At 63.6% G+C, this 25,884-nt stretch carries 27 protein-coding genes; 11 read left to right on the forward strand and 16 right to left on the reverse strand.

Annotated elements, in window-relative coordinates; all coding sequences use genetic code 11:
* The first annotated feature begins 153 nt into the window (after positions 1-153).
* Positions 154-843: an HAD family phosphatase gene (locus tag P9236_RS03895; RefSeq protein WP_278073279.1), complete on the forward strand. Its 690-nt coding sequence runs from the start codon at positions 154-156 to the stop codon at positions 841-843.
* 90 nt (positions 844-933) lie between these two features.
* Here P9236_RS03895 and P9236_RS03900 read toward each other — a convergent pair whose 3' ends face one another.
* Both P9236_RS03900 and P9236_RS03905 read right to left on the reverse strand, forming a co-directional pair.
* Positions 934-1,182 carry a hypothetical protein gene (locus tag P9236_RS03900; protein ID WP_278073280.1) on the reverse strand — a complete coding sequence of 83 codons (249 nt, stop codon included), beginning with the start codon at positions 1,180-1,182 and terminating at the stop codon, positions 934-936.
* 15 nt (positions 1,183-1,197) lie between these two features.
* Positions 1,198-2,361: a right-handed parallel beta-helix repeat-containing protein gene (locus P9236_RS03905; RefSeq protein ID WP_278073281.1), complete on the reverse strand. Its 1,164-nt coding sequence runs from the start codon at positions 2,359-2,361 to the stop codon at positions 1,198-1,200.
* A 100-nt stretch (positions 2,362-2,461) separates the two neighbouring features.
* On the opposite strand from P9236_RS03905, the gene P9236_RS03910 reads away from it, so the two are divergent.
* A complete protein-coding gene (locus P9236_RS03910; RefSeq protein ID WP_278073282.1) occupies positions 2,462-3,646 on the forward strand; it encodes an acyltransferase in 1,185 nt (394 codons plus the stop codon).
* Positions 3,647-3,724: 78 nt separating this feature from the next.
* Here P9236_RS03910 and P9236_RS03915 read toward each other — a convergent pair whose 3' ends face one another.
* Positions 3,725-4,465 (reverse strand): hypothetical protein, encoded by a 741-nt coding sequence (locus P9236_RS03915; protein ID WP_278073283.1) that lies wholly within the window; start codon positions 4,463-4,465, stop codon positions 3,725-3,727.
* 128 nt (positions 4,466-4,593) lie between these two features.
* Here P9236_RS03915 and thrC point away from each other — a divergent pair, with 128 nt between their 5' ends.
* From thrC to P9236_RS03935, 4 genes are all read left to right on the forward strand, one after another.
* Positions 4,594-5,991 (forward strand): threonine synthase, encoded by a 1,398-nt coding sequence (gene thrC / locus P9236_RS03920; RefSeq protein ID WP_278073284.1) that lies wholly within the window; start codon positions 4,594-4,596, stop codon positions 5,989-5,991.
* A gap of 14 nt (positions 5,992-6,005) precedes the next feature.
* On the forward strand, positions 6,006-7,298 hold the full coding sequence (locus tag P9236_RS03925) for a pitrilysin family protein (protein ID WP_278073285.1): 1,293 nt from the start codon (positions 6,006-6,008) through the stop codon (positions 7,296-7,298).
* A 118-nt stretch (positions 7,299-7,416) separates the two neighbouring features.
* Positions 7,417-8,013 (forward strand): GNAT family protein, encoded by a 597-nt coding sequence (locus tag P9236_RS03930; protein ID WP_278073286.1) that lies wholly within the window; start codon positions 7,417-7,419, stop codon positions 8,011-8,013.
* Between the two features lie 3 nt (positions 8,014-8,016).
* Positions 8,017-10,905, forward strand: coding sequence for an EAL domain-containing protein (locus P9236_RS03935; protein ID WP_278073287.1), 2,889 nt, complete (start codon positions 8,017-8,019; stop codon positions 10,903-10,905).
* A 248-nt stretch (positions 10,906-11,153) separates the two neighbouring features.
* On the opposite strand, the gene P9236_RS03940 is transcribed toward P9236_RS03935, so the two are convergent.
* Positions 11,154-11,762 carry a YqgE/AlgH family protein gene (locus P9236_RS03940; RefSeq protein WP_278073288.1) on the reverse strand — a complete coding sequence of 203 codons (609 nt, stop codon included), beginning with the start codon at positions 11,760-11,762 and terminating at the stop codon, positions 11,154-11,156.
* Positions 11,763-11,889: 127 nt separating this feature from the next.
* Between P9236_RS03940 and P9236_RS03945 the strand changes: the two genes are divergently transcribed.
* The 3 genes from P9236_RS03945 to P9236_RS03955 all read left to right on the forward strand — a co-directional run bounded on the left by P9236_RS03945 (position 11,890) and on the right by P9236_RS03955 (position 13,742).
* On the forward strand, positions 11,890-12,696 hold the full coding sequence (locus P9236_RS03945) for a protein-disulfide reductase DsbD domain-containing protein (protein ID WP_278073289.1): 807 nt from the start codon (positions 11,890-11,892) through the stop codon (positions 12,694-12,696).
* An 87-nt stretch (positions 12,697-12,783) separates the two neighbouring features.
* Positions 12,784-13,266: a peroxiredoxin gene (locus tag P9236_RS03950; RefSeq protein ID WP_278073290.1), complete on the forward strand. Its 483-nt coding sequence runs from the start codon at positions 12,784-12,786 to the stop codon at positions 13,264-13,266.
* Positions 13,266-13,742, forward strand: a complete 477-nt coding sequence (locus P9236_RS03955) for a DUF2938 domain-containing protein (protein ID WP_278073291.1) — start codon at positions 13,266-13,268, stop codon at positions 13,740-13,742. The genes P9236_RS03950 and P9236_RS03955 overlap by 1 nt, the downstream gene beginning before the upstream one ends.
* Before the next feature lie 13 nt (positions 13,743-13,755).
* Here the strand turns inward: P9236_RS03955 and P9236_RS03960 are convergent, their stop codons facing one another.
* From P9236_RS03960 to coxB, 12 genes are all read right to left on the reverse strand, one after another.
* Positions 13,756-14,349, reverse strand: a complete 594-nt coding sequence (locus P9236_RS03960) for a histidine phosphatase family protein (RefSeq protein ID WP_278073292.1) — start codon at positions 14,347-14,349, stop codon at positions 13,756-13,758.
* 32 nt (positions 14,350-14,381) lie between these two features.
* A complete protein-coding gene (rnhA, locus tag P9236_RS03965) occupies positions 14,382-14,912 on the reverse strand; it encodes a ribonuclease HI (protein ID WP_278073293.1) in 531 nt (176 codons plus the stop codon).
* Positions 14,909-15,871 (reverse strand): homoserine kinase, encoded by a 963-nt coding sequence (locus tag P9236_RS03970; protein WP_278073294.1) that lies wholly within the window; start codon positions 15,869-15,871, stop codon positions 14,909-14,911. The genes rnhA and P9236_RS03970 overlap by 4 nt, the downstream gene beginning before the upstream one ends.
* A gap of 6 nt (positions 15,872-15,877) precedes the next feature.
* On the reverse strand, positions 15,878-16,882 hold the full coding sequence (gene ispH / locus P9236_RS03975) for a 4-hydroxy-3-methylbut-2-enyl diphosphate reductase (protein ID WP_278073295.1): 1,005 nt from the start codon (positions 16,880-16,882) through the stop codon (positions 15,878-15,880).
* Positions 16,883-16,957: 75 nt separating this feature from the next.
* Positions 16,958-17,713, reverse strand: coding sequence for an SURF1 family protein (locus tag P9236_RS03980; protein ID WP_278073296.1), 756 nt, complete (start codon positions 17,711-17,713; stop codon positions 16,958-16,960).
* Entirely contained in the window at positions 17,710-18,096 is a 387-nt protein-coding gene (locus tag P9236_RS03985; protein ID WP_278073297.1) for a DUF983 domain-containing protein, read from the reverse strand. The genes P9236_RS03980 and P9236_RS03985 overlap by 4 nt, the downstream gene beginning before the upstream one ends.
* Before the next feature lie 84 nt (positions 18,097-18,180).
* On the reverse strand, positions 18,181-19,062 hold the full coding sequence (locus tag P9236_RS03990; RefSeq protein ID WP_278073298.1) for a cytochrome c oxidase subunit 3: 882 nt from the start codon (positions 19,060-19,062) through the stop codon (positions 18,181-18,183).
* A 1-nt stretch (position 19,063) separates the two neighbouring features.
* Positions 19,064-19,696, reverse strand: a complete 633-nt coding sequence (locus tag P9236_RS03995; RefSeq protein ID WP_278073299.1) for a cytochrome c oxidase assembly protein — start codon at positions 19,694-19,696, stop codon at positions 19,064-19,066.
* 7 nt (positions 19,697-19,703) lie between these two features.
* Positions 19,704-19,886 carry a hypothetical protein gene (locus P9236_RS04000; protein ID WP_278073300.1) on the reverse strand — a complete coding sequence of 61 codons (183 nt, stop codon included), beginning with the start codon at positions 19,884-19,886 and terminating at the stop codon, positions 19,704-19,706.
* Positions 19,883-20,827: a heme o synthase gene (locus tag P9236_RS04005; protein ID WP_278073301.1), complete on the reverse strand. Its 945-nt coding sequence runs from the start codon at positions 20,825-20,827 to the stop codon at positions 19,883-19,885. The genes P9236_RS04000 and P9236_RS04005 overlap by 4 nt, the downstream gene beginning before the upstream one ends.
* 73 nt (positions 20,828-20,900) lie before the next feature.
* Positions 20,901-22,550 (reverse strand): cytochrome c oxidase subunit I, encoded by a 1,650-nt coding sequence (gene ctaD / locus P9236_RS04010; RefSeq protein ID WP_278073302.1) that lies wholly within the window; start codon positions 22,548-22,550, stop codon positions 20,901-20,903.
* Positions 22,551-22,588: 38 nt separating this feature from the next.
* Positions 22,589-23,473 carry a cytochrome c oxidase subunit II gene (gene coxB, locus P9236_RS04015; protein ID WP_278073303.1) on the reverse strand — a complete coding sequence of 295 codons (885 nt, stop codon included), beginning with the start codon at positions 23,471-23,473 and terminating at the stop codon, positions 22,589-22,591.
* A gap of 328 nt (positions 23,474-23,801) precedes the next feature.
* Between coxB and P9236_RS04020 the strand changes: the two genes are divergently transcribed.
* Both P9236_RS04020 and tldD read left to right on the forward strand, forming a co-directional pair.
* Positions 23,802-24,344 carry an invasion associated locus B family protein gene (locus P9236_RS04020; RefSeq protein ID WP_278073304.1) on the forward strand — a complete coding sequence of 181 codons (543 nt, stop codon included), beginning with the start codon at positions 23,802-23,804 and terminating at the stop codon, positions 24,342-24,344.
* 125 nt (positions 24,345-24,469) lie between these two features.
* Entirely contained in the window at positions 24,470-25,882 is a 1,413-nt protein-coding gene (gene tldD / locus P9236_RS04025) for a metalloprotease TldD (protein ID WP_278073305.1), read from the forward strand.
* The last annotated feature ends 2 nt before the right edge of the window (positions 25,883-25,884 follow it).

Raw genomic sequence — 25,884 nt, forward strand, 5'->3', positions numbered from 1 at the left:
TTACGGTTTACTGACCGTTATGGTTACCGATCAGCGTAAACATTCGGTGAAGGCCGGGCGCACGGTGATCCCGGTTTGCGAAGACCGACCGGTTGGTGTATGCCGCGCCGCTTGGGCCAGCCAGGCCATTTTCCTCCCACGCTTCGGATTGCCATGCCCCAGCCAGACCTTGTCATCTTCGATTGCGACGGCGTGCTCGTCGATTCTGAAATCGTCGCCGCGCGTGTCGAGGCCGAGCTTCTGACGTCGGCGGGGTTCGAGATCTCGGCGGAGGAGATTTTCGAGACCTATGCCGGGCTTACCTTCAAGGACATCATGCTGCGGCTCGAAGAGAAGTCCCACATTCCGTTCCAGGCCTCGCTGATCGATCGCGCCGAGGATCTCGTCGACCGCAAGCTGCGCAGCGACGTGCGCGTCATCGACGGCGCCCGCGAGGCGGTGGCTGCCGTCACCGCGCCGCGCGCCGTCTGCTCCAATTCGCGCAAGGAACGGATCGAGTTCATGCTCGACAAGGTGCGCCTGCTGCCCTTCTTCGCCGGCCGCATCTTTTCGGGGCTCGACATCCCGAGCAAGAAGACCAAGCCGGCGCCGGACGTGTTCCTCTATGCCGCCGAACAGCTCGGCGCGAACCCGAAGAACACCTTCGTCATCGAGGATTCCGTGCACGGCGTCACCGGCGCCCGGGCGGCAGGCATGCGCGTCATCGGCTTCACCGGCGCCGGGCACAGCTACCCCGGCCACGCCGACGCGCTGACCGAGGCCGGCGCCGAAACGGTCATCCGCCGCTTCGCGGAACTCGGCGGCACGATTGCGGCGCTGTCGGAGTGGTCGGAAGACGCTTGAGAAGGGTGCCGCGAGCGAGCCTCTCTATGACGCCGTCGGCTCGCTCATAATTGTCTTCCGCTAATCGCGGGTTGCCGCGGCGATTCTCCCTCAGTTGCTCAACAGCCGAGTCCAGTTGCCGCTGCCGGTGCAGAAATAAGTGGCGATCTTTCCTGCCGCCTGTGCGACGCCGGTTGCGCTCGCAACTCCATTGATCGTGTTCGGGCTGGTGCCAAACACCTGAATGCTGTTCGCGCCAAGATTGGCGACCGTCTGCTGCCGGCCAGGCACGCAGAGACCAAGTCTCACCGAAGCCGCAGCGGCCGAAGCGGTCGAGACCGTGTTGACGGTCGCGGTCAATTGTGTCGCGCTGGCCTAGCCGCCTGATGCAAAGGCCGTGATACCCGTGACGGTGTTACCTGTGTCGGCAATATCGTTCACGCCAGAGACGTTGTAGCCGCTGGTCGGCTCAGGACCCTCCACCGCTGCCGTGATGAATGAGCCGGTCGGGTTAGTCGTGGAGTTGAACAATCCCGCCGTTGCAAAGCCCGAAATCGTCACGTTCGTGCTCGGCGTGCCGCTATCGTAGGAAAAAACATAAGCCGGCGTATAAGTACCCGTGCCGCCATCGTCCCGGCCGACAAGGCTAAGACCGCCAGTAATGCTCACATTCTTCGCACCGCTCATGTAGACTTGCGCATTCTGGTCGACGGCAACGTTGTTACGCCCATTGCGGGTGAAGACACTGTTCGAGATGGTGAAGCCCGTCACGCCATCCAGGCGGATGCCAGCCTTGTAGTTTCGGTCGAAGATACTGTTGGAAATGCTATTGTTGTTCGTGCCGCCATAACTCTGAACACCATAGCCCTGATTCCATTCGAACCTGCTGTTGACGATGGTGTTGGAGTTCGCGCCACCGCCGAGATAGATGCCATCGCCGCTGTTGTTGGCGAAATCGGCGTTGACGATGAGCGAGTCGGTTGGATTTGAAATCCCACGCTGATTGCTGCCGAACGTGGCGTCGATGATGTGCGCTTCCGTCGTGTAAGTGCTACCTGCCATGTCACCGAGGCCAGCCGCGCAGTCCACCACCGTCGTGCCTTGGATGCTGAGTTGGAAACTGCCGCCGGAAATACCATTGATGCTGGAACTCTTGCAGTCGATGAAGAGTCCATCGATCGCAGCGCTATTGCTGACTCCGCTGACATTAATGACATTAGTGGAGCCAGCGACACCGACGAGGATCGGCCGCGTCGATGCAGTAGCTGCAGTCCGATCACCATACTCTACAGTGCCGAGGCCGATCAGGCGATTGCCGTTCTTCATCTGCACATCACCGACCGCATAGGTCTTGGCGGGGTCGACCCAGCAGATGACATTGTAGGTCAAGCAGAGGTTGAATGCCGCGGTATCGTTGGTGACGCCGTCACCAACCGCGCCGTAGTTGCTGACATTGCCGCTCGACGGTGTTGCCGATGCGGTCGCCATCATGCACAGGTAAAGCAACCCGGCCAAGACATGAGTTTTCTTATTGCACACCAACGATCTCCTTTTGTCGGGTGACGGGACGGAAGCGCGTTAAGTATTAATTCAACCGCAGCTTGCGCAAGCAGCGAATTCCACCTACCCGTTTTTCCGCATGGGTTTGGTCAAGAACGCTCCTCGCTACGATGCTCTCGACAGTTGGCGCGGCATTTGCGCCTGCATGGTCGCGCTGTTTCATTTCGATGTTTTCAGCCACCTCACCTTCCTGCCTTTGGTCAGGCAGGCTTACCTGTTCGTCGATTTCTTCTTCGTGCTCAGCGGTTTTGTCATTGCCGCCAACTATCGCGCGCGCCTTGCCGAAGGATTCGGCATCGGGCGCTTCATGATCCTGCGCCTAGGGCGAATCTATCCGCTGCATGCGCTGACGCTTCTGCTTTTCATTCCCATCGACGCGGCAAAGGAAGGCATCGGCCCGAACCTGCTTCAGGCAGTCGTCACAAACGTGTTTTTGCTGCAGGGTCTCGGCGTCAATCCGCAGAACTGGCTGAATTTCGTCAGTTGGAGCATCAGTGCTGAGTTTGCCGCCTATGTCATCTTTGCCGTCGTGGTGGCAAGGCTGGGGCCCGCAATGTGGCCCTGGCTGCTGCCGATCATTGCCGGCCCGATCGTGATCGCCACGATGAGCCCGCACGGCATGGATACCACATATGACTATGGGCTCGTGCGCTGTCTCTTTGGTTTCGCGCTTGGTGTCGTCTGCTTCGACTTCCGGGAGCGATTCCCTCTCCTGAAACAATCGCTATCGTCGGCGGTTGAGACGCTGCTGGAAGCGGCGAGCTTCGCTTTGGCCGTGGGCTATGTGTCGGTCGCTGCAACCAGCCTGCCGCTCTCCATCGGATCGCCGCTGATCTTTGCCTTGGTCGTGCTGGTGTTTGCGCGGGAGCGTGGCTCTGTCAGCGCCATGCTTACCGCTCCTTTCATGCTGTTGGTCGGCACGCTGACATATTCGATCTATATGATGCATCCCCTGGTCAGGTCGCTCGTTCGAGCTGCGTTCCTGCTCATTCAACGCATCCTGCACACCGATCTGTTCACCCCGTACGCACTGAACCCAGGCAACGAGCCGGCCCCAATCATCTATCTGCACGGCTCGTTCTGGCTCGGCGACCTGCTGCAGGTGTCGATGCTTCTGTTCACGATCCTGCTGTCGGCGGCGACATACCGCCTCGTCGAACGGCCGGGACGCGATTGGGCCAGGCGCTTGGCGCGGCGAGACAAGGTTGGCGCGCTCGCTTCGAGCGCATCTGCAAGGAAGGCCCCTGAGCACGCCGAAGCGTAAGCCGATCGTGACCGGAAACATCCGCGCCAAGACAGGCGTCGCGGCCAATCGCGGTTGGGATTAGGCGCGCTGCGTTGGCTAGTTCGTCGCCGCCGCAGCGCGCTTCTTCCGCTTGCCTTTCGACTTGTCCACCGCGGCCGGCGCGTTTTCGTCATAGCCGGCATAGGCCTGATAGTCGGTCGCGCTGGGCTCCGGCACCACGACATTGGCGTCGGTGAAGACGAACTGCGTGGCGGCCGACGGATCGGTGACCTGCACCTGATACTGATGCAGCTGCGAATAGAGCACGTCAGGCCCGTGCTGGACCGCGACGCGGATCGGCATGGTGACGGTGCCTGGCGCAAACAGCGGTCCCGGCACGACCTTGCCGGCGACAGCGATCTTCATCGTCAGCTGGCCGTTTTCGTGCGTGCAGTCGCGTGTCACGTCGGTGATCGAAGCCTGATAGATGATCTTGGCGGGATCGCGATTGGGGTCGACCGGCTGACCGTCGGGGCCGGTCTGCGCCGCCGCGGCGCCCGCAGCCTCGGCATCCACCGCGGCGTCAGCCTTCTTTTTCTTCGGGTTGGCGGCCGTGCCTTTGGCGTAGGTGTTGAAGAAGGCGGTGCCGTCGCGCAGCGTCACCTTCGGGCAGTAGGCGCGCAGCTGGCTGGCAAGCACTTTCGGGTCCTGCGGCGGTGGCGGCGCGGTCGGATCCTTCTTGCTGAAGCCGAAGTTCAGGATGCCATTGTCGCTCGATTGGCAACCCGCGGCGGCAAGCATAAAGCCGGTGAGCGCCAGACCCGCGACAAGACGACGGTTGACCGAATAAAACGCCATGAACTGCACTTCCCTCTCACAAAGCCGGTGACGTATATCAACGCCGCGGCGAAAATGCGACTGAGCCGGCTCGGAAAATTAACCAATTTGCCGTGGATGACGCGGCCGGCAGCAATGGGCTTTTGACGATGCAATATGTGAGTACCCGCGGGGATGCGCCCGTGCTTGGATTTTCCGATGCGGTGCTGGCCGGGCTGGCGCGCGACGGCGGGCTATACGTGCCGCGCGAATGGCCGCAGTTCTCCGCTGCCGATATCCGCGCGATGCGCGGCCTCGCCTATCCCGACCTTGCCATCCGCATCCTGACGCCTTTCCTCGGCGATGAGATCGCCGCACCCGTCTTCGAGCGGCTGGTGCGCGAGGCCTATGCGACGTTCCGGCACGATGCGGTGTGCCCGCTGGTGCAGACCGGCACCAACAGCTTCGTCCTCGAACTCTTCCACGGCCCGACGCTCGCCTTCAAGGACGTGGCGATGCAGCTGCTCGCGCGGCTGATGGACCATGTGCTTGCCGAGCGGGGCAAGCGCGCCACCATCGTCGGCGCGACCTCGGGCGATACCGGCGGGGCTGCGATTGACGCTTTTGCCGGCCGCGACCGCACCGACATCTTCATCCTTTTCCCGCACGGCAAGGTCTCGCCGGTGCAGCAGCGGCAGATGACGACCTCCAGGGCCACCAATGTCCATGCGCTGTCGATCGAAGGCAATTTCGACGATTGCCAGGGCCTGGTGAAGGACATGTTCAACGACCACGGCTTCCGCGACAGGGTGTCGCTGTCGGGCGTCAATTCGATCAACTGGGCCCGCATCATGGCCCAGATCGTCTATTATTTCTCGTCGGCGCTGTCGCTCGGCGCACCCGACCGGCCGGTGTCCTTCACCGTGCCGACCGGCAATTTCGGCGATATTTTCGCTGGTTACGCCGCCAAGCGCATGGGGCTGCCGGTCGAGCGGCTGATCATCGCCACCAACGACAACGACATCCTGGCGCGCACGCTTTCGAGCGGCGAATACCGCACCAAGGGCGTGTTCGCCACCACCTCGCCGTCGATGGACATCCAGGTGTCGTCCAACTTCGAGCGCCTGCTGTTCGAGGCAGCAGACCGAGATGCGGCGACCGTCAGGCGCTACATGAACGGGCTGAAGCAGTCCGGCGCCTTCACCATCGAAGCGGGCGAAATGGCGCGGATCCGCGCGGAGTTCGACGCCGGCCGCGCCAGCGTCGTCGAGGTCGCCGCAACCATCCGCCAGACGCTTGAGCGGAGCAGCTATCTCATCGATCCGCACACGGCCGCCGCCGCGCATGTGGCGGCAGCCCACGCCTCGGGCGCCGTGCCGATGGTGGTGCTCGGCACCGCGCATCCAGCGAAGTTCCCGGCGGCGGTCGAGGCCGCCAGCGGCGTTACCCCGGCGCTTCCCTCGTGGCTGGGTGACTTGATGACAGCCGACGAAAAGTACACCATACTTCCATCCGAGCTGAAAATGGTGGAAGATTACGTGAGCCGCCACACGCGGGCGGCCCGTTAGGGAGTAGTTGCCATATGGGTGTTGAGGTAAGCCGTCTGTCGAACGGCCTGACGGTCGCCACCGAAACCCTTCCAAGCCTCGAATCCGTTGCCCTTGGCGCCTGGGTGAAGTCCGGCGCCCGCAATGAACGCGATGAAGAGCATGGCATGGCCCATCTGCTCGAGCACATGGCGTTCAAGGGAACCAAGCGGCGCAGCGCCTTCCAGATCGCCTCGGAAATCGAGAATGTCGGCGGCGAGATCAATGCCGCCACCAGCGTCGAGACGACGTCCTACTATGCCAGGGTGCTCTCCGACGACGTGCCGCTGGCGGTCGATATCCTGGCCGACATCCTGCAGGAGTCTGAATTCGACCCCGAGGAGCTGGAGCGCGAGCAGCACGTGATCCTGCAGGAGATCGGAGCCGCGCACGACACGCCCGACGATATCGTGTTCGACCGTTTCACCGAAACCGCCTTCCGCCACCAGACCATCGGCCGCTCGATCCTCGGCACGCCGGAGACGGTCAAATCCTTCACCTCCAGGCAGTTGCACGACTTCATCGAACGCCAATACGGCGCCGAGCGCATGGTGATCGTGGCCGCCGGCGACATCAAGCACGACAATTTCGTGCGCGAGGTGGAAAAACAGCTCGGCGGCTTCCGCGCCAAGGCTACCAGCAACATCCCGCAGTATGCGCAATATGTCGGCGGCGACTTCCGCGAGGACCGCGACCTGATGGACGCGCAGATCGTGCTCGGCTTCGAGGGCCGCGCCTACCACGTGCGCGACTTCTACGCCTCGCAGGTGCTGTCGATGATCCTGGGCGGCGGCATGTCGTCGAGGCTGTTCCAGGAAGTGCGCGAGAAGCGCGGCCTGTGCTACTCGGTCTATGCCTTCCATTGGGGCTTCTCAGACACCGGTATTTTCGGCGTACACGCCGCGACCGGGCAGAGCGATATCGCCAAGCTGGTGCCGGTCATCATCGACGAGCTGCAGAAAGCCGGCGAGAGCATCCAGCAGGATGAGCTCGATCGTGCGCGCGCGCAATATCGCGCCGGCCTCATCATGTCGGCGGAAAGCCCGGCAAGCCGCGCCTCGCAGATCGCCAGGCAGTTGCTCCTGTTCGGCCGACCGATCGCCAAGGAGGAACTGATGGAGCGGCTGGCGGCGCTGACCATCGAGCGGCTGACCGACCTCTCCTCGCGGCTGTTCTCGACCAAGCCGACGCTGACAGCGGTCGGCCCCGTGGGCACGCTGGCGCCCTACGAGGCGATCCTCGAATCGCTTGCAGGCCCGCAGACGACGGCCCGCAGGCTCGCCGTCTAACCCTAAGCAGGTTTCGCAAAAGTGTTCCACGGTTTTGCGATCAAAACCTGCGAGAAACCAGGGAATCTAAGCAGATATTCGTGGGGCATCCCACGAATATCTGCTTAGTTCCAGAGCCGTGTTCGCGCTCCCTTTCTTTCGCCGCGACCTGCCGGCACTGAAGGGCGAAAAGGTCACGCTGCGCGTGCCGCTGACCAACGACTACCGCGAGTGGTCGACGCTGCGCGGCGAAAGCCGCGCCTTCTTGGAGCCATGGGAGCCGCGCTGGCAGCCCGACGAGCTCGACCGCACCGCCTGGCGGCTGCGCATCAGCCGCTACCGCGAGGACTATGCGCAAGGCACGGCCATCGCCTTCTTCATCTTCGAGAAGTCGAGCGGCAAGCTCGCCGGCGGCATCACGCTCGGCAACATCCGCCACGGCGTCGCCCAAAGCGGCCATATCGGCTACTGGATCGGCGAGCGATTCGGCGGCCGCGGCCTGATGACCGACGCGGTCAAGCTGGTGTCGCGTTTTGCCTTCGATACGCTGAGGTTGCACCGGATCGAGGCTGCCTGTATTCCCGACAACGCTCGGTCGATCCGCGTGCTTGAAAAAGCCGGATTCCGGCGCGAAGGACTTCTGCGATCCTATCTCAGGATCAACGGCATCTGGCAGGATCACTACCTCTACGCCCGGATAGCGGACGATCCGCCGGGCGATGGAACGAAGGGCTGATATGTGACGAATTTTCCGCGAATCGCGTCGCTGTTCGCCCTCATCCTGGCGATCTTCGTCGCGCTCTCGGCAGCCGCGCCGGCGCTCGCCGTCGAGCCGATCAAGATCGCCCGCGATGACAAGGCGCTCGACCTTTCGGGCGCCGTCGAGATCTACCGGAACCAGGGCGAGAATTTCCAGGTCTCGACCGCACCCGGCCCCGACGGCATCGTGCGGCGCATTGAGGTCGAGGCCAAGGACGCGCGCTCGACCGGCGACTGGGCGGTGTTCGCGCTCGCCAATACCACCGACCAGCAGCTCGACCGGTTGATCGTCGCGCCGCATTTCCGGCTGGTGAATTCCGGCATCTTCTGGCCGGACCTCGGCTCGACCCGCATCGCCGCGATCACGCCCAGCGAAGGCTTCGCGCTCGACCGCCAGACGAGCCCCGACGCGGACGTCTTTCGAGTAACGCTGAACCCCGGAACGGTGGTCACATTCGTGGCCGAGCTCGCCTCGCCGAAGCTGCCCCAGGTCTATCTGTGGGAACCTGAATCCTACAAGGACTCGGTCAATTCCTATACGCTGTTCCGCGGCATTGTCATCGGCATCGCAGGGCTTCTGGCGCTGTTCCTGACCATCCTGTTCGTGGTCAAGGGAACCTCGATGTTCCCGGCCACGGCCGCTCTCGCCTGGGCGGTGCTCGCTTATATCTGCGTCGATTTCGGCTTCCTCAACAAGGTCATCGAGATCTCGCCCGGCAACGAGCAGATGTGGCGAGCGGGCACGGAAGTGGCGCTGGCGGCGACCTTCGTGGTGTTCCTTTTCGCCTATCTCAACCTCAACCGGTGGCACGGCCATTTCAGCTATGGCGCGCTGGTCTGGATCCTCGGGCTGCTCTTGATTGCCGGTGTGGCCATCGTCGATCCGGCGGTCGCCGCCGGCATCGCCCGCATCTCGTTCGCGGCAACCGCGCTCACCGGCCTCGGCCTCATCATCTTCCTCGGCATTCGCGGCTATGACCGCGCGATAATGCTGGTGCCGAGCTGGGTGATGGTGCTGTTGTGGCTATGCGGATCGTGGATGGCGATCACCGGCATGCTCGACAACGACATCGCCCAGCCGGCGTTGGGCGGCGGCCTGATCCTGATCATCCTCCTGATCGGCTTCACCGTCATGCAGCACGCCTTTGCCGGCGGCGCGCTGCATCAGGGCCTGTTCTCCGACCTCGAGCGCCAGGCGCTCGCCGTTGCCGGATCGGGCGACATCGTGTGGGACTGGGACGTGCTGCGCGACCGCGTGGTGACCAAGCCCGACATCAGCATGCAGCTCGGCCTTGCTCCCAACAGCCTGTCGGGTGCCGCCCGCAACTGGCTGCCGGTGCTGCATGCCGACGACCGCGACACCTTTCGCACGACGCTCGACGTGGTGCTGGAGCACCGCCGCGGCCGGGTGGCGCAGAATTTCCGACTGCGCGGCGCCGACGGCCACTATCACTGGTTCTCGCTGCGCGCCCGTCCAGTGATCGGATCGGACGGCGAAGTGATCCGCTGCGTCGGCACCATGGTCGACGTGACCGAGCAGAAGAAGTCCGAGGAAAGGCTGCTGCACGACGCCGTGCACGACAACCTCACCGGCCTGCCCAACCGCGAGCTGTTCATGAACCGGTTGGAGGCGATCATCTCGATCGCCCGCACCGAGGACAAGGTGCGCCCGACCGTCTTCGTCATCGACATCGACCGCTTCAAGCAGGTCAATGACGGTCTCGGCATCTCGGCCGGCGACACCATTCTGCTGACCATCGCGCGCCGGCTGCACAGACTGCTGAAGCCAAAGGATTCGCTGTCGCGCTTTGCCGGCGACCAGTTCGCGCTGATGCTGCTCTCCGAGCAGGATCCGGCCCGCATTGCCGCCATGGCCGATGCCATCAAACACGCGATCAACAACCCGATCACCTTCGCCAAGCGCGAGATCGTGCTCACCGCCTCGATCGGCCTGATCACCTGGACGACGGCGCAGACCTCGTCCGAGGACATGGTCAAGGACGCCGAGCTTGCCATGCACCAGGCCAAGCGTTTCGGCGGCGACAGGATCGAGCCGTTCCGGCCGGCCTTCCGCACCGTCGGCACCGACCGGCTGCAGTTTGAATCCGACCTCCGAAGGGCCATCGAGCGGCGCGAGTTCACGCTTGCCTACCAGCCGATCGTGCGGCTGGAGGACGGCAGCGTCGCCGGCTTCGAGGCGCTGCTGCGCTGGGATCACCCGCGGCGCGGCATGATCCCGCCAGGGGATTTCATCCCGGTGGCCGAGAATTGCGGGCTGATCGTGCAGCTCGGCCTGTTCGCCATGCAGCAGGCGGCCGAGGACCTGGCGACCTGGCAGAAGCAGATCGGCGACGCGCCGCTGTCGGTGTCGGTCAACCTATCGAGCCGGCAGCTCATCCGCCGCGATCTGGTCAGCGATGTCCGCTCCGTCATCGCGCGAGCCAACCTGAAGCCGCGCTGCTTCCGGCTGGAGCTCACCGAGTCGCTGGTGATGGACAATCCCGAGCAGACCGCGCATGTGCTGACCAAGCTGAAGCAGCTCGGCATCGGGCTGTCGCTTGACGATTTCGGCACCGGCTATTCCTCGCTCTCCTATCTGACGCGCTTCCCGTTCGACACGATCAAGATCGACAAGAGCTTCGTCGACGACGCCACGCCGAAGCGGGCGGTGCTGCTCAAATCCATGGTCAACATGGCGCATGAGCTCGGTCTGTCGGTCGTCGCCGAAGGCATCTCCGACGAAAGCGACGCGCTGGAATTGCGCCAGATGGGCTGCGAATATGTCCAGAGCTTCATGTTCGGCGCACCGATGCCCGGCGACCAGGTGCTGAAGACGCTGAGGGAGCAGTATCCGCTAACGCAGGCTTAGTCAGATACGTCTGATGCGGCCTGTTCCGGTGGAGTAGCGAGGCCCTCTGCGATTGGCCGTGACATCCATCGCATCGTCATCCTCGGGCTTGACCCGGCTTGACCCGAGGATCCATTCCGTGACGTTAAGGCGTTGAAAGCGTTTCAGAATTCTGCATCGTTGCATTCTATGGTCGATGTAACGGCATGGATCCTACGGTCTGCGCGCGTCGCTTCGCTCCTTGCTCCGCCCTAGGATGACGAACGCGCCTACGCGTGGCCCGCGGCGGCGCTGAGATGGGCGAGATCGATGCCGATCGAGGCGAGGATGCGGTCGTATTTGCGCTCGATGTCGGCGTCGAACAACAGCTCGGTCGTCGCCGGGCAAGTCAGCCAGCCGTTCTCCGCGATCTCGCTTTCGAGCTGGCCGGCGCCCCAGCCGGAATAACCGAGCGCCATCAGCGCGTGACGCGGCCCCCGGCCCGTCGAGATGGCCCGCAGAATGTCGACCGTGGCGGTCAGGCAGATGTCGTCGGAGACGCTGAGCGAGGATTCCACGCGATAGTCGCCGGAATGCAGCACGAAGCCGCGGCTGCGATCGACCGGCCCGCCGTTGCGCACGACGAAGTCGCGGGCATGCGCCGGCAGGCGGATCGCCTCCTGCTCGTTCATGATGCCAAGCTGCACCAGGAGATCCGGAAACAGCATCTGCTGCGTCTGGTTGATGATCAGGCCCATCGCGCCCTCGTCGCTGTGGGCGCAGATGTAGATGACCGAGCGCGTGAAACGGTCGTCCTTCATGCCCGGCATGGCAATCAGGAACTGATCGTCGAGAAAGCCGCGCCCGGCGGCCTTCTTTTTGTGGCGCAACAAGTCCATGGGATTGAGCGTAACGCGTTTCCGCCGCGCCGAAAAGATGCTCTGGCTGCCGGATGTCACGCAAATATGATACCGGCGGGAACATGAAATCATTGCGCGGCCAAGAACGGGCGATCAAATCACCGCCATGCGATACCTGAACATTGTGGCGCTCGGCGCCGTCACCGGCCTGGGAGCAGGCCTCCCGGCCGAGGCTTCGTCCTCGGCCTGGTACAACAGCGAAGGCGGCAAGGTGCGGCTGGTGACCAGCGGCAAGCCCGACGAGGCCGGCAAGATCCACGGCGTGCTCGACATTGCGCTGAAGCCCGGCTGGAAAACCTACTGGCGCGACCCAGGCGATTCCGGCGTGCCGCCGCAGCTCGACATCTCGGCCAGCACCAATATCGCCGATGCGAGGCTGTCGTTTCCGCCGCCGCGGCGCCACGACGACGGCTACGGCAAATGGGCCGGCTACGACCGCCCGGTATCGCTGCCGGTGACCTTCACGCTGTCATCGCCCGACCAGCCGGCGACCATTGATGCCAACGTCTTCCTTGGCATATGCGAGACGATCTGCATTCCGGTGCAGACGCGGCTCAGCGTCGATCCCGCTTCCGATCCGGACAATGCAGCGGACGCGGCGCTGGTCAAGACGGCGCTTGCAACGCTTCCCTCACCGGCCCGACCCGATTTCGGCATCCACGTGCTGGCCGGGGATCACGAGACCCTCGTCGTCGAGGCGCAATCGCCGGGCGATCCGGATTCGGTCGATTTCTTCATTGCCGGCGATCGCGACTACATGTTCGGCGCACCGGTGCGCAACGAGCGGAACGGCAAGCTGGTGTTCACGGTGCCGATCCTCGACCGACCGTCGGCGACGCCCACGGACGGCGGGCTTTACTATACGCTGACCAGCGCCGATGGTTCGGTCGACGGATTGTTGCCTTTCCCTTGATCCAGGTTTGGTGGGCGGTTGCGGGAAGCCGCTCAGTCCGGTATCGCAGACACCGATCCTTCCCAATCTCCCCAAAGCGAGGACCCCATGACCATTTCGGTTGGCGAAAAACTGCCTGAGGCGACCTTCAAGGTGATGACCGACGACGGCGCCAAGCCCATGACCGGCGCCGAGATCTTCGCCGGCAAGAAGGTTGTGCTGTTCGGCGTTCCCGGTGCCTTCACGCCGACCTGCAGTAACAACCATCTGCCGGGCTATCTCGAGAACCACGACGCCATCCTGGCGCGTGGCGTCGACACCATCGCGGTGGTCTCGGTCAACGACGTCCATGTCATGGGCGCTTGGGCGCGCTTCACCGGCGGCGAAGGCAAGATCCTGTATCTCGCCGATGGCAGCGGCGACTTCGCCAAGTCGGTCGGACTCGACAACGATCTTTCCGCAAACGGCATGGGGCTGCGCTCGAAGCGCTTTTCGATGATCGTCGACGACGGCAAGGTCGTGGCGCTCAATGTCGAAACCAAGCCGGGTGTCGACGAGAGCGGCGCGGCCAAGATCCTCGAGCAGCTCTGATGCTCGATATCGTCTGGCGCGCCGTCGCGATCGGCATCGGTGCCACGGTCTTCATGGACGTCTGGGCGATTTTACTCAACAGGGCCTTCGGTCTGCCCAGGCCGAATTGGGGTCTCGTCGGCCGCTGGGTGCGGCACCTGCCCGAGAAGGTGTTCCACGACGACATCGGAAAAGCCATACCGTATGCGTATGAGAAGGCGCTGGGCTGGGCGTTCCACTATCTCGTCGGTATCCTTTACGGCATCGTCCTGGTCGTGCTTGCGGGAGCGGACTGGCTTGCCGCGCCGACCTTCCTGCCGGCCTTCATCCTCGGTGTCGTGACCGTCGGCGCCGGCTGGTTTCTGCTGGCGCCCGGCATGGGTGCCGGCTGGGCGGCGTCCAAACTGCCCAACCCGATGCTGGTGCGCACGCTCAACCTTGTGTCGCACACGGTGTTCGCTCTCGGCCTGTTCTCCACGGCGCTGCTGATCCGCTGAATTCAGCGGACAATCAGATCCCGAGATGTGGTGCCAGCCTGTCGATCGGCCGCCATCCGTGGATGATCCGTCGTGTGCCGGCATCGTAAGCGAAATAGTTGCCGCCGCCTGCCGGCTGATCCGCTTCGCGGCTGATCTCCCGTCCGCTGAGATGGAGCAGCAAGAGCGTTCCCACGCCTCCATGGCCGACGAAAGCGATGTCATCGCCTCGGCTGGTTCCGAGCGCCAGTTCGACTTCGCCCACGATACGACTTTGGGCATCGGCAGCTCGCTCCCATCCGCGAACGCTGACGTGCGGATTGGCGAAGAACCGGTCCGCGACCGCTTCAAATTCGGGCGGCGGCAGGAAGCCGGTTGCCGACCGGTCATTCTCATGCATGCGTTGCCTGACCTCGACCGCAAGACGGAGATGCTTTGCCAGGATTTCGGCTGTTTCGATCGCCTTGCGTTCACCCGACGACACGATGCGGCGGATCGACCCGACCCAGGGCTGATCGAGCATCGCAAAGGCTCTCGCTCTGCCGGTGTCGGAAAGCCCCCACTCCGGCACCGGGATGCTGGCGTCGATCTGAACCTGCGGATGCGTGATGTAGTAGGCGATCGGCACGACAAAGAACCCCAGTCAGAGAGCTGCGGAGATCAGTAGCTCTGGGTCGAGCGCCGCGCCTTTGCGACCGACGGCTGCTTTGCACGCGCAACCGGCTGCGAAGCGGCAACAGGTTTGACCGGCCCTTTCTTGAACGGAGCCATGCCTTGCCTCGCCAGCTCGTCGGCGCGCTCGTTCTCCGGATGGCCGGCATGGCCCTTCACCCAATGCCAAGTGACCTTGTGGCGCCTGTTGGCCTCGTCGAGCGCCTGCCAGAGCTCACCGTTCTTGACCGGCTTCCTGTCGCCGGTCTTCCAGCCGTTTTTCTTCCAGCCATGGATCCATTTGGAAATCCCGTCCATGACGTACTTGCTGTCGGTGTAGAGGTCGACCGTGCAGGATTCCTTCAGCGCATTGAGCGCCGTGATGGCGGCAAGCAGTTCCATGCGGTTGTTCGTGGTCTCCGCCTCGCCGCCCGACAGTTCCTTGGTGACGCCGTTGTAGCGCAGCACCGCGCCCCAGCCGCCCGGCCCCGGATTGCCGGAGCAGGCGCCGTCGGTGAAGATCTCGACTTGCTTGCTCATGTCAGTCCGTATTCTGAGGGGGATTTGATCGCGCGGTGGAAACGCATGCGGCGGATATATTCGGTCGGATCGCGCTTCATCACCAGCCCCCCATCGGGAATGGTGAGCCAGTCATAGAGCCTGGTCAGCATGAAACGCAGCGCCGAGCCGCGCGCCAGGATGGGCAGCGCCGCCTTCTCGTCTGCCTGCAGCGGCCGCACCGACTGGTAGCCGGCAAGCAGCGCCGCGCCCTTGGTGAGGTTGAAGGAAAAGTCCTTCTCGAAGCACCAGGCGTTGAGGCAGGTAGCGACGTCATAGGCGTAGAGGTCGTCACAGGCGAAATAGAAGTCGATCAGGCCGGAGAGCTTCTCGCCGAGGAAGAAGACATTGTCCGGGAAGAGATCGGCATGGATGATGCCTTGCGGCAGGCCGGCCGGCCAGTTGCGCTCGAAGTCGAGGAAGTCGGCGTCGACCTCGGCCGCCAGCCCCGGCTCGACCTCGTCGGCGCGGTCGCGCGATGCGGCCCAGAGCTTGCGCCAGCCCTCGATCGCAAGCGCGTTCGGCCGCTTCATCGGAAAATCCTGGCCGGCGAGATGGAGCGCGGCCAGCGCCTTGCCGACCTCGCCGCAATGCGCCGCCGTCGGGCGCCTGAGCGACAGGCCTTCCAGGAATGTGATGATGACGGCGGGCCGGCCTGCCAGCGTGCCGATGACGGTGCCGTCATGCGCGGTGACCGGTAGCGGGCAGGAAATGCCCTTGCGCGCCAGATGGCCCATCAGGCCGAGAAAAAAGGGCAGGTCGTCCTTGTCGACGCGCTTCTCGTAGAGCGTCAGGATATAGGAGCCCGTGGAAGCGTGGACCAGGAAGTTCGAATTCTCGGTGCCCTCGGCGATGCCCTTGTAGGACAGAAGCTCACCCACCGGATAGGCTTTCAGGAAGGTGGTGAGCTCGCCTTCGGTGACGTCGGTGTAGACAGCCATCTGGGCTCACGCTGCTCCGTTGACGAAGGCCATGTCGGCCGCCGTCAGTTCGACATCGCGCAACACCCGCATCACCGGAAAATCCTCCGTTTCCGTGGCCGTTATGGCCAGATCGATGGTGACGTCGAAGCGTTGCCGGAACGCGTCGATGATCTCGTCGACGATGATTTCCGGCGCCGAAGCGCCGGCCGACAGGCCGAGCGTCGAAATACCGGCGATCTCTTCCCACGGAATTTCGGCGGCCCGCTGTACGAGAAGCGACATTTTCGCACCGGCGCGCTCGGCCACTTCGACAAGGCGCCGGGAGTTGGACGAGTTCGGCGCACCGACGACGAGGAAGAGATCGGCGCCGGCGGCCGTCTCCTTCACCGCCTCCTGGCGGTTTGTGGTGGCATAGCAGATCGATTCGGCAGCCGGTGCGTGAAGCTCGGGGAAGCGCTCCTGCAACGCCCGGATGATGCCGGCGGTGTCCTCCACCGACAGCGTCGTCTGGGTGACGAAGCCAAGTGCAGCCGGGTCCGCCGGCATGAAGGTCGCTGCGTCCGCCTCGGTCTCGATCAGCGTCACCGCGCCCTCCGGCAGTTGTCCCATCGTGCCGATCACTTCCGGGTGGCCGGCATGACCGATCAAAAGCACGTGCCGACCGAGCCGCTGGTGGCGCATCGCCTGCTTGTGCACTTTCGAAACCAGCGGACAGGTGGCGTCGAGATAGAAGAGATTGCGCGCCTGGGCGTCGGCCGGCACCGATTTCGGCACGCCATGCGCGGAAAAGACGACCGGCGACTTCCGATGCTCGGGCGGGATCTCGGAGAGCTCCTCGATGAACACCGCGCCCAGGCTCTGCAACCCCTCGACGACGTAGCGGTTGTGCACGATCTCGTGGCGGACATAAACCGGCGCGCCGTATTTCTTCAGCGCCAGCACGACGATCTGGATGGCACGGTCGACGCCGGCGCAAAAGCCGCGCGGCTGGCAGAGCCTGATCGTCAGCGGTGGCTTTTTCTCAATCATCGAAACGGGCCGGTTCAGTCGGAAGCTTGGGGCGAGATGAAGCGTGCACCGCCGCCCTGTCAAGAGCAGCCGCGTTCACCCCGCCTTCGCCGGGCGGCGGAGCCTGAGGATCAGCACGGCGGCAAGGGCGGCCGCCAGGCCATACCAGGTGACGGCATATTGCAGATGGTTGTTCGGCAGATCGATGATGGTGACGCCGCCGACCGGCAGACCGCCGGGATTCGGCGTCTTGTCGGCATCGATGAAGAACGGCACGAGCAGGGCGCCCGCCGGAAGGCCGGCGCTCGAGGCCATGACGTCGCGATCCTTCCAGTAGAAGATGTTCTTGGCGATATCGTTGTCGGGCAGCATCATCGAAGGCTTACCCCGCAGGGGGTTGCGGGCAAGCCCGATCACCGTCACCTTGCCGGCGACCTCGCCCTGCTGGCGCCTGGCCGGATCCTTGAGGTCGTAGGGGACGAAGCCGCGATTGACGAGCACGAAGCGGCCGTCCTCGAGCCGCAGGGGCGTGTAGACGTTGAAGCCGGTATCGCCTTCCCAGGTGGAGAAGAAATGCCGCTCGCCCTGGTGCAGGAAGGTGCCGGTTACCGTCACCGGCGTGTAGTCGACATCATGAGAGGCGGCGAACTCTCTCTCAACCTCCGCCAGCGGCAGAGGTGCCGCATGGGTGCGCCTGTCGATGGTCTCAAGCAGTCCTTCCTTCCAGTGCAGGCGCTGGACCTGCCAGGTGCCAAGACCGAGGAGAATGGCGAAAAGGACAAGGCCGAGCCCAAGCAGCAATGCATTGCGCGGCCGCGAACGGCCGGCAGGCGAACCGGTCGCGTCGCTCATTGGCCGCTGTCCAGCCTGCCTTCCGCGGCCTTCTTCGAATATTGCAGGGTGATCAGCACGCCCTTGATGAGGCGCAGCGCCGTCAGGCACAGCACCAGCGCCAGCGGTATCCACAATATGAAATGCAGCCAGAGCGGCGGGCTCAGCGTCACTTCCATCCACAGCGCCAAGCCGACGACGATGAAGCCGATGATCAGGATGACGAAGACAGCCGGCCCGTCGCCGGCATCGGCGAAGGAATAGTCGAGGCCGCAATTGTGGCAGCGCTTGCCGACGGTAAGGAAGCTGGAGAACAGCTTGCCTTCGCCGCAGCGCGGGCATCGGCCGTGCAGGCCTGCCGAAACCGGGTCGATGGGAGGCCAGATAGCCTTGTCTTCGCTCATCTCCGCACCCTAGACCCTTTCGCTCAAAAAGATAAGGCGGCCACGTCGCCGCAGCCGCCCTTTGGTTTCCGAAAACCGTTGATTTTAGTGGGCTTCGATCATCGCGCCGCTCGATGCCCAGACATAGATGCAGCTGAACAGGAACAGCCAGACCACGTCGACGAAGTGCCAGTACCAGGCGGCCGCCTCGAAGCCGAAATGCTGCTTCGGGGTGAAGTCGCCGCGTATCGCGCGCACCAGGCAGACGAGCAGGAAGATGGTGCCGATGATGACGTGGAAACCGTGGAAACCGGTCGCCATGAAGAAGGTGGCGCCGTAGATCGAATCCTTGAACGCGAAAGGCGCGTGCATGTACTCGTAGGCCTGCACCATCGTGAACAGCATGCCGAGGCCGACGGTCAGCACCAGGCCGTTGATCAGGCCCTTGCGGTCGCCATGCAGCAGCGCGTGGTGCGCCCAGGTCACGGTCGTGCCCGACGTGAGCAGGATGATGGTGTTGTAGAGCGGCAGGTGGAAGGGATCGAGAACCTCCAGGCCCTTCGGCGGCCATACGCCGCCGGTGAAGGTGGCGCGGGCATATTGCGCGGCCTCGCCCGGGAACAGGCTGGCGTCGAAGAAGGCCCAGAACCAGGCGACGAAGAACATCACCTCGGAGGCAATGAACATGATCATGCCATAGCGCAGGTGCAGCGACACGACGCGCGTGTGGTAGCCTTCATGCGCCTCCTTGATGGTGTCCGACCACCAGGCGAACATCGTGTAGAGCACGATGATGAGGCCGATGAAGAACAGCCACGGATTGGCGATGTTGTGGCCGAAGACCGGGAAGGTGTCGGCCCTGAGATACCGCATCAGGCAGACGCCACCGACGGCGGTCACCAGCGCGCCGATCGAGCCCAGGAAAGGCCAGGGGCTCGGATTGACGAGATGGTAGTCGTGGTTCGGTTTTGCGTGCGCGTCTGCCATATCAACCCCCGAGGCTTGCTTCGGAATCTGGAACTTTGTTGCTGCTGCCAGCGGCCGGCGCGGACGACGCGACCGGCTGTTTCTTCTCGACCGGGAACATCGTGTAGGACAAGGTGATGGTCTTCAAGTCCTTCAGTTCCGGCACGTTGACGATGTCTGGATCGACATAGAACACGACCGGCATGTCCAGCGTCTCGCCGGGCTCCAGCGTCGTGTCGGTGAAGCAGAAGCACTCCACCTTGTTGAAATAGGCGCCTGCCATTTCCGGTTGCACATTGAAGGAGGCACGGCCGGTGATCGGACGGTCGAATTTGTTGGTCGCGCTGTAATGCGCCTGCGTGGTCTCACCGATCTTGATCGTCACCGAGCGGGCCACGGGCTCGAACTGCCACGGAATGCCGTTGGTGTTGGCATCGAAGCGGATGGTGATGTCGCGGTCGAGCACGCGGCCGGCATATTGCTTCTCGGCGCGCTGCGTCGTGCCGCCATAGCCGGTGGCCTGGCAGAACATCTTGTAAAGCGGCACCGCCGCGTAAGCCATGCCGACCATGCCGGTGAAGAAGGCCAGGCAGACCGCCACGACGACGCGGTTGCTGTTCTTCCTGACGGGCCTGGTGGTGATCTCGCCGCTCATCGCCACCTCACATCAAGTTCGTAGGCGTGAGGCCGGAAGCATTGTGACCGAACTTCACGATGGTCGCGACGTAGAAGATGACGACGAGCGCGGCCAGTGCCACGCCGATGGCGACGGAGCGGTTGCGCCGCGCCTTCTGCTGGCGCTCTGTCAAGGTCACCAGTTCGAGGTTCTTGTCGGCCACGATCATGCTCCCCCCGTCATGAGCGCGCGCCCGACCACGCTGTCGACGAGATAGGCGGCGAAGACAGCGAAAAGATAGAGCAGCGAATAGCCGAAGAGCGCCTTGGCCGGCTTCATCGCGCGGTCGGTGTCGCTCATGCCCAGCACCTTCCAGGCATACCAGACGAAGCCCGCGCCCAGCACGGCAGAGACAGCGCCATAGGCAGCGGTGGTGTAGCCGAGGAACCAGGGCAGCACACCGACCGGCGCGAGGATCAGCGCATAGGCAAATATCTGGCGACGCGTGGATGCAGGTCCGGCCACGTTCGGCATCATCGGGATGCCGGCGCGGGCGTAATCATCGGACTTGAATAGCGCCAGCGCCCAGAAATGCGGCGGCGTCCACAGGAAGATGATGAGGAACAGGATCAAACTTTCGAGGCTGACCGATCCGGTGACGGCCGCCCAGCCGATCACCGGCGGGATGGCGCCGGCGGCGCCACCGATGACAATATTCTGCGGCGTCCAGCGCTTCAGCCACATCGTGTAGACGACGGCGTAGAAGAAGATGGTGAAGGCAAGAAGCGCCGCAGACAGCCAGTTGACCAGCACGCCAAGCGTCATCACCGACAGAACGGAGAGTACCAGGCCGAAGCTCAGCGCCTCGCCGGGCGTGACGCGGCCCGCCGGCACCGGGCGGCCGGCGGTCCTGGTCATCACCGCGTCGATGTCGGCGTCGTACCACATGTTGAGCGCGCCCGAGGCGCCGGCGCCGATCGCGATTGCCAGAATGGCGATCACCGCCAGCAGTGGGTTGATGGCCACCGGCGCCGCGACCATGCCGACAAAGGCCGTGAAGACGACCAGCGACATGACGCGCGGCTTCAGGAGGGCGAAGAAATCGCCCGCGGTTGCTTCCGACATGCGAAAGCCCGCTTCCTCCATCAATTTGTGGTCGGCAAGGGCCATGCGTACTTAAAGTCCATCATTCCGTTGGCCAAGACCGCCGGCTCACCGGCGGCCTCGTATTTCGGGCAGTTGCTTACTTGATTTTCGGCAGCTGTTCCCACTGGTGGAACGGCGGCGGCGAAGGCAGCTGCCATTCGAGCGTGGTGGCACCCTCGCCCCACGGATTGGCGCCCGCGACGCGCTTCTTCTGGAAGGCCTCGAACACACCGTAGAGGAAGATCGCAACACCGACGGCCGCGATGTAGGAGCCGTAGGAGGAGATCATGTTCCAGCCGGCGAACGCATCCGGATAGTCGACGGTACGGCGCGGCATGCCGGCGAGGCCGAGGAAATGCTGCGGGAAGAAGATCAGGTTGACGCCGACGAAGGTGACCCAGAAGTGGGTGTTGGCGATCACCGGCGAGTACATGTAGCCGGTCATCTTCGGGAACCAGTAGTACCAGCCTGCGAAGATGGCGAACACCGCGCCCAGCGACAGCACGTAATGGAAGTGGGCGATCACAAAATACGTGTCGTGCAGCGAGCGGTCGAGGCCGGCATTGGCGAGCTGAACGCCGGTGACGCCACCGATCGTGAACAGGAAGATGAAGCCCAGCGCCCACAGCATCGGCGGCTTGAAGCTGATCGAGCCGCCCCACATCGTGGCGATCCAGGAGAAGATCTTCACCCCGGTCGGCACGGCGATGACCATGGTGGCGAACACGAAATAGCGCTGCGTGTCGAGCGACAGGCCGGTCGTGTACATGTGGTGCGCCCAGACGATGAAGCCGACGGCGCCGATCGCGACCATGGCGTAGGCCATGCCGAGATAGCCGAAGACGGGCTTCTTCGAGAAGGTCGAGACGATGTGGCTGATGATGCCGAAGCCCGGCAGGATCAGGATGTACACCTCGGGGTGGCCGAAGAACCAGAACAGGTGCTGGAAGAGCAGCGGATCACCGCCATTGTCCGGCACGAAGAAGGACGTGCCGAAGTTGCGGTCGGTGAGAAGCATGGTGATGCCGCCGGCCAGAACCGGCAGCGACAAGAGCAGCAGGAAGGCCGTGATCAGCACCGCCCAGGCGAACAGCGGCATCTTGTGCATCGTCATGCCCGGCGCGCGCATGTTGAAGATGGTGGTGATGAAGTTGATCGCGCCGAGGATCGACGAGGCGCCGGCGATGTGGATCGAGAGAATCGCAAGATCCATCGCAGGACCCGGCGATCCGGCCGTCGAGAGCGGCGGATAGATCGTCCAGCCGCCGCCGGGGCCGAAGGCGCCGGGCGAGCTCGGCACGAACATCGAGCTGAGCAGCAGGATGAAGGCCGGCGGCAGCAGCCAGAAGGAGATGTTGTTCATGCGTGGGAAGGCCATGTCGGGCGCGCCGATCATGATCGGCACCATCCAGTTGGCGAAACCGCCGATCAGGGCCGGCATAACCATGAAGAAGATCATGATAAGCCCGTGCGCGGCGCCGAAGGCATTGTACATGCTCTTGCCGCCGTCGATGGCGGCATCGCCCTGCATGCCGTAGACCATCTGCGCCAGACCGCTGAAGATCTGGATGCCCGGCTCCTGCAGCTCCATGCGGATGGCGACCGAAAGCGCGCCGCCGATAATGCCGGCGATGATCGCGAAGATCAGGTAGAGCGTGCCGATGTCCTTGTGGTTGGTCGAGTACACCCACCGGACCCAGCCATGCGGCCTGTGGTCGTGGTGGTCGTGAGCTGCAGCCTCTGCCATATTCCGCTCCGTTCCCTAAATCTTGCTAACCCGCGGCGTCAGTTGCCAGCGGCCGCTACCTTGTTGGTACCATCGATCTCGGCCATCAGCGCCTTGTTGGCGGCAGGCACGTCGGTCTTGGCCGTCTCCAGCCAGGTCTTGAACTGCGCGTCGGACACGACGCGAACCGCGATCGGCATGAAGGCGTGATCCTTGCCGCAAAGCTGCGAGCACTGGCCGTAATAGAGGCCTTCCTTCTCCGCCTTGAACCAAGTCTCGTTGGTGCGGCCGGGCACGGCGTCCATCTTGATGCCGAAGGACGGCACAGCGAAGGAGTGGATGACATCGGTGGCCGTGATCAGCACGCGGGTCATGGTGTTGACCGGCACCACCAGCTCGTTGTCGACGGCGAGCAGGCGCGGATAGAGACTGCGGTCTTCCTTGCCGGCCTTGGCGCGGTCAGCATCCTGAAGAACGGCCGAGTTGAAGGAGAAGCTCTTGTCGACCTGATACTCGTAGTCCCAGTTCCACTGGTTGCCGGTCGCCTTGACGGTGAGCTTGGCCTCTTCCGGCGGCGTGTATTGCGCGGTGAGCAGTTGGAAGGAGGGAATGGCGATGAGCAGCAGCACGATGACTGGCCCGACCGTCCAGATCACCTCGATCAGCGTGTTGTGGCTCGTCCTCGACGGCACCGGGTTGGCGCTCGCGCGGAACCGCAGGATGCAGTAGGCGAGCAGGATCAGCACCAGAAGGGTGATCACCACGATGAAGGCGAAGGTGTAGTTTCCGAACCATTCGATCTGCCGCATCATGTCGGTCGCGGGCGCCTGGAAACTGGTCTCCCATGGCTTGGGCTGATCCGCATAGGCAGACGCGCTGGAGAGGAGCGCGCCCGCAGCCGCAGCACCTGCCAGAAGTCTGGCGCTTGCCATGAATTTTCTCATCGCCCTCTCGTCTCCCACTTCCTGCGATCGGATCGCACCAATAACGAACGACGCCGGGATTGGGAATCCCGGTCTGTCCCTAAGGTGGTTCAAACCATACTCTATTTCCCTCCGCAAGGAAGGAGCGGACGAAACCGTGCGGCATTTTTGCGCGCAACCCAAAGGGCATCCCTGGCCATCGCCGCGCCGCGCGCCGGACAGTCGCAATTCGGGCGAATTTGCTCTGGAAAAGCGCGTAATTGCCGGTATCTGGGCGGGCCGGCGACGGTCTCGTCCTTTACTTGGCCTTGGCGCAGCTTAAAGTGCCGTGATTCGCAATGGAGCCGTCATGACTTCCTGGCTTTCGAGACCCCTGGCGAAGGTCGTCTTCCTTGCCGTCCTGCTTGGCGCCAGCCTGACCAGCGCGGCGAGCGCGGCCCCACCTCAGACCGCCGCACCGCCCAGCGGCACGGTCAAGTCGACGCATGGCGCGTGGTCGATCATCTGCGACACACCCGCCGGCGCGACCTCCGAGCAATGCGTGATGATGCAGAACGTCGTCGCCGAGGACCGGCCGGAGATGGGGCTTTCCGTCGTGGTGCTGCGCACCGCCGACAACAAGGCCGAAATCCTGCGGGTACTGGCGCCGCTCGGCGTGCTCTTACCCAACGGGCTTGGCCTCAACGTCGATGGCAAGGACATCGGCCGCGCCTATTTCGTGCGCTGCTTCCAGGACGGCTGTTATGCGGAAGTGATCCTCGAGAAGCCGCTGCTCGACACGCTGAAGAACGGCACCTCGGCCACCTTCATCGTCTTCCAGACGCCGGAGGAAGGCATCGGCATTCCCGTCGATCTCAAGGGATTCGCGGAAGGTTTCGCCGCGCTCCCCTGACCCAACGGGGCAGCAGGGCCGTCCTTTGTCCGCGGCGATGACAATCCCGTGTGAACGCCGCCGATTGTCTTGACCTGTCTTCGCCCCTACATCGGGGAAAGACAACCGCCAGCGGACGCCCTGCCATGAACAGCCTGATCGGCCAATTCGACATTTCCGACGATCGTGTCAAAGAGATCGTCGCCGACACCATCAAGGGCGCCGACGACGGCGAGCTGTTCCTCGAATACAGCGAAAACGAAGCGCTGATGTTCGACAATGGCCGGCTGAAGACGGCCAATTTCAACACCGATCAGGGTTTCGGCTTGCGCGCCGTCGCCGGCGAGGCCAGCGGCTATGCGCATTCGAACGACCTTTCGGAAGCCTCGCTGCGGCGCGCCGCCGACGCCGTCTCGGCGGTCAAGGGCGGCTATTCGGGCCAGCTCGCCGCAGCGCCCGCCCGCACCAATCGTCACCTCTATGGCGACGAGAACCCGATCCCCTCGCCCAGCTTCGAGGCGAAGGCGAAGCTATTGCAGGAGATCGACGCCTGGCTGCGCGCCGCCGACCCGCGCGTGCGCCAGGTGACGGCCTCGCTCGCCGCCTCCTGGCAGCATGTCGAGATCGTGCGCGCCGACGGTCAGGTGGTGCGCGACATCCGCCCACTGGTCAGGGTCAACGTCTCCGTGGTGGTCGGCGATGGCGATCGCCAGGAGAGCGGTTCCTACGGCATGGGCGGCCGCAAGAGCTTTGGCGAATTCGTCACCGAGGAAAGCTGGAAGCATGCTGCGCGCGAGGCGCTGAGACAGGCGCTGGTCAATCTCGAGGCCGTCCCGGCGCCGGCAGGCACCTTCGACATCGTGCTGTCCAGCGGATGGCCGGGCGTGATGCTGCACGAAGCGGTCGGCCATGGCCTGGAGGGCGACTTCAACCGCAAGAAGACATCGGCCTTCGCCGGCCTGATGGGCCAGCAGGTAGCGGCAAAGGGCGTCACCGTGGTCGATGACGGCACGGTTGCCGAGCGTCGCGGCTCGCTCACCGTCGACGACGAAGGCACGCCTTCGGCGCGCAACGTCTTGATCGAGGACGGCAAGCTGGTCGGCTATATGCAGGACCGCCAGAACGCGCGTCTGATGGGGATGAAGGCGACCGGCAATGGCCGACGCGAGGGCTACGCGCACCAACCGATGCCGCGCATGACCAACACCTACATGACCTCGGGCGACATGAGCCCGGAGGAGATCATCGCCTCGGTCAAGAAGGGCATCTATGCCGTCTCCTTCGGCGGCGGCCAGGTCGACATCACCTCGGGAAAATTCGTGTTCGGCTGCACCGAGGCCTACATGATCGAGGACGGCAAGGTGACGCAGCCGATCAAGGGCGCGATGCTGATCGGCAACGGGCCTGATGCCATGCACCGCGTGACCATGGTCGGCAACGACATGAAGCTCGACAACGGCATCGGCATGTGCGGCAAGGCCGGACAAGGCGTGCCCGTCGGCGTCGGCCAGCCGCATCTAAGGATGAACCAGATGACGGTGGGCGGCACGAGGGTTTGAGG

Origin of the sequence: Mesorhizobium sp. WSM4884 (assembly GCF_029625675.1) — a bacterium.
In the GTDB taxonomy this organism is placed as follows: Bacteria; Pseudomonadota; Alphaproteobacteria; order Rhizobiales; family Rhizobiaceae; genus Mesorhizobium.